Genomic DNA, 3,448 nt, shown 5'->3' on the forward strand with positions numbered 1-3,448 from the left:
CCGCCGGGCGGCCGCGCTCGGCACGGTGGGTCCATGACCGACACCCCACTGTTCGACGAGCGGGCCCGCCGTGAGCTGTTCGAGCAGCGCGTCCTCGTGCTCGACGGCCCGCTGGACGACGACAACGGCACCCTGCTCAGCACCCAGCTGATCACGCTCGGCGCGACGGATCCGGACGCCGACATCGCGCTCTGGATCCACTCGCCGGGCGGTTCGGTCCCGGCGATGCTGGCGCTGCGCGACATCATCCGGCTGGTCCCGTGCGACGTGTCGACGCTCGTGCTCGGGATCGCCTACAGCGCCGGGCAGTTCCTGCTGTCCTCGGGAGCCCCCGGCAAACGCCGGGCGCTGCCGCACTCGCGGGTCCTGATGCACCAGGGCTCGGCCGGGATCGGCGGCACCGCGGTCGACATCGAACTGCAGGCCGACGACCTGCGGCACACCCGGGACACCGTGCTCGGGCTGATCGCCGAGGACACCGGGCAGCCGATCGAGCGGATCTTCACCGACTCGCTGCACGACCGTTGGTACTCCGCCACCGAGGCACTGGAGTACGGCTTCGTCGACGCCGTCGTCTCCCGGTTCGACGAGATCACACCGCGCCGCAGTTCCCAGCCCGCCGGCTTCGGGAGCGTCCGATGAGCAGCTACACCATCCCGAACGTCATCGACCGGAGCCCGCGCGGCGAGCGGATCATGGACGTCTACTCGCACCTGCTCACCGAGCGGGTCGTCTACCTCGGCACCGGGATCGACTCCGGTGTCGCCAACGCGCTGATCGCCCAGCTGCTCTACCTGGAGGCCGACGACCCGGAGCGTGACATCCAGCTCTACGTCAACTGCGACAGCGGCGACCCGAGCGCGATGCTCGCGATCTACGACACGATGCGGCACATCCGCCCGGCGGTCGCCACGACCTGTGTCGGGCAGGCCGTCGCGGTCGGCGCGGTGCTGCTCGCCGCGGGCGCCGAGGGGAAGCGGGCCGCGCTGCCGCACGCGCGGGTGATCCTGCACCAGCCCGCCGCGCAGGGCCGCGGGACGATCCCGGATCTGATCCTGCAGGCCGACGAGCTCGTCCGGATCCGGGCCGACATCGAGTCGATCCTGTCCCGGCACACCGGGCAGAGCGTGCAGACGCTGCGCGCCGACACCGACCACGACCGGATCTTCACCGCGGCCGCGGCGCGGGAGTACGGGCTGCTCGACATCGTGCTGGAGGACCGATGAGCCCGGTGCTCATGCCGCCAGTGCGTACCCCGCCCGGCAGGTCGGCCCGCGCAGGTTCCCGGCGACGGCGCGGATCAGCTCGGCCAGTGTCAGCCCCAGTGCCCCGGCGACCGCGGCGATCATCTCGCTGGACGGTTCCTTGCGCCCGCGCTCGATCTCGGAGAGGTACTGCGGCGAGATCCCGGCCCGCCGCGCGGTCTCCTCCAGCGTGTCGCCACGCCGGTGGCGGATCGACCGGAGCTGGTCGCCGAGCAGATGCCGCCACAGCGGTTCGGGGGTCATCGCCGGAGCCTAGGCGGGGTACGGCCGGTGGCGGCCGTCGTTCCGCTCAGAGCGGACGGGTGATCACCGGCCGGTGGAGGATCGGTGCCGGTGGTGGCGCCGATCCTCCACCACGTGACGATCACCCGGAGACCTCCTCCGACGGCGGCGGGGCCGGGTCGGCGACCACGGCGCGCTGAGCGTGCGCCGGGTGCGGACGCGTCAGCCGCGCGGGTGCCCGTCGGCCGCGACGATCCGGTGGATGTCGAGCAGACCCGGGATGTCCGCGGCCTTCTCCCGGCCCATGCCGCACTCGGTGGCGACGCCGAAACGGTCGACGACACGGGCCGCGGACCGGGCCCGTCTGCGGGCTCCGTCGACGCCGTCCTCGCGGTGGACCAGCCCGAGATGGAGCGTCGTCGCCGGGGGCAGGTGCAGGTCCGCCAGCGGGGCGACGTAGTCCTCGTCGTCGCGCTCCAGCGGAACCGGCATGTGCACCCAGTCGATCCGTCGCGACACATTCCGCAGGAGCCTGCCGGCCAGATCGACCATCGCGGAGGTGTCGATCGGCTCGATCAGATGGGCACCGCCCGCGTCGCCGTAACAGAGGTGGACCCCGAGGGTCGAAGCGTCCGGTACGAACGCGGAGACGAGTGCGATCGAGTCGACCGCGTCGTCGATGGGCCATCGCTCGCCGGTCCAACCGGAACTGTGCCACCGCAGCATCTCGGCGTGCTGGGTCTCGCCCGCGATGTCCCATTGGATGGCGAGCTCGTCGTGCGGAACGGTCTGCGCGATCCGGATCAGCTCCGATGCCAGTTCCTTCTCGAACAGGGGGAGCGCATCGGCCCGGTGCCCGGGGAACAGCATCGCGAGCATCATCGGCGTGGGGAGACTGACCTGGAATCGGACCTCGTCCGGGAGCGCGCCGGAACGCTTCGCCGCCACGAAGCTCCGATACGACCGGAGGGCGTGGTCGGCGTAACCCAGTGGGCCGAGCCGGACATCCCGTAGATCGACGCCGTCGGCCGGGGCGAGGAATGTCGTCGTCTCCACCCGGCCGGTTCCGGGGCTCGTGAATTCCAGTGCCTGGACGACGTCGAGTTCCGGGATCCGGCGGAGCCGGTCGCACTGCCACATGACCCATCCGAGTCGATCGCCGGTCTCCCCGTCCGGCACCGAACGGATGAGCCCGCCGAGATGTCTGCCGACCGTGTCGAATACCTCGTCCGCGTTGTCGAGGTTCACGCTGCCGACCAGGAGAGCGGCCGGGGCGTCGTGGATGGTCATCGTTCCTCCGTGGGTGCGGGTCGACACCGATGCGCTCGCCGATGGATTCCGGGGCCTGTGTGGAACGCGTGGGTTCGTGCCCTGAGATGGAGCCGCGAGCGCGGTGTCGGCACAGTTCGAATGCGAACGCGTTCGACGGTAGTCGACCGGATCCACTGTTCTCCACCGGCGTGCGCGCCGAAACGGGTGGCGGTCGGCGGCGGTTCCGGGTTCAGGCTTCAGGCCGCCGGTGAAGCTCTCGAGCTCGTGCTCCGGGCCGCGGACCCGCGGCGGAAGCGCCCGGGATGCACCGGCCACCGCCACCGGGGCCGCGACCGGTGCGGGTGCCGGTGCGGGGCGAAGGGGATCGGTCGGCGAGCCGTTGCGGCGGGTCGTTCAGAAGATCGTGGAAGTGTGCTGACGCGGCGCGCCGGACGTCGTAGCGTCCAGTCTGCAGTTCGGTGATCGCATGCTGACGATTCGCGTGCAGGAACCGGTCTGTGGAGCGTGGCCCCGTTGTGTGTCGGCGGCGCCCCGGCCCCTGCGTGAGGTTGACCGCGGTTGGCCGGATCTGCTCACTGCGGGTCTGTGACCTGCAGTTCTTCTATCGGAGTCCCAGATGTTGCCCGGTCTCGGGCACGGGCCGGCGGTCATCGCCGGCGTCAACTCGTTGCAGAAGTGGAGTGAGTCCG

4 protein-coding genes are annotated in these 3,448 nt (G+C 71.1%); 2 read left to right on the forward strand and 2 right to left on the reverse strand.

Annotation, left to right across the window (positions count from 1 at the left end):
* The first annotated feature begins 33 nt into the window (after positions 1-33).
* Positions 34-642, forward strand: coding sequence for a ClpP family protease (locus tag Pdca_RS10850; RefSeq protein WP_085916114.1), 609 nt, complete (start codon positions 34-36; stop codon positions 640-642).
* Positions 639-1,226, forward strand: coding sequence for a ClpP family protease (locus Pdca_RS10855; RefSeq protein ID WP_085916115.1), 588 nt, complete (start codon positions 639-641; stop codon positions 1,224-1,226). Before Pdca_RS10850 ends, Pdca_RS10855 begins: the two co-directional genes overlap by 4 nt.
* Positions 1,227-1,235: 9 nt before the next feature.
* Here the strand turns inward: Pdca_RS10855 and Pdca_RS10860 are convergent, their stop codons facing one another.
* Both Pdca_RS10860 and Pdca_RS10865 read right to left on the reverse strand, forming a co-directional pair.
* A complete protein-coding gene (locus Pdca_RS10860; protein ID WP_085916116.1) occupies positions 1,236-1,508 on the reverse strand; it encodes a helix-turn-helix domain-containing protein in 273 nt (90 codons plus the stop codon).
* A gap of 201 nt (positions 1,509-1,709) precedes the next feature.
* Positions 1,710-2,777 (reverse strand): hypothetical protein, encoded by a 1,068-nt coding sequence (locus Pdca_RS10865; RefSeq protein WP_085916117.1) that lies wholly within the window; start codon positions 2,775-2,777, stop codon positions 1,710-1,712.
* Positions 2,778-3,448: the final 671 nt, after the last annotated feature.

It is taken from the genome of Pseudonocardia autotrophica, assembly GCF_003945385.1.
GTDB lineage: Bacteria > Actinomycetota > Actinomycetes > Mycobacteriales > Pseudonocardiaceae > Pseudonocardia > Pseudonocardia autotrophica.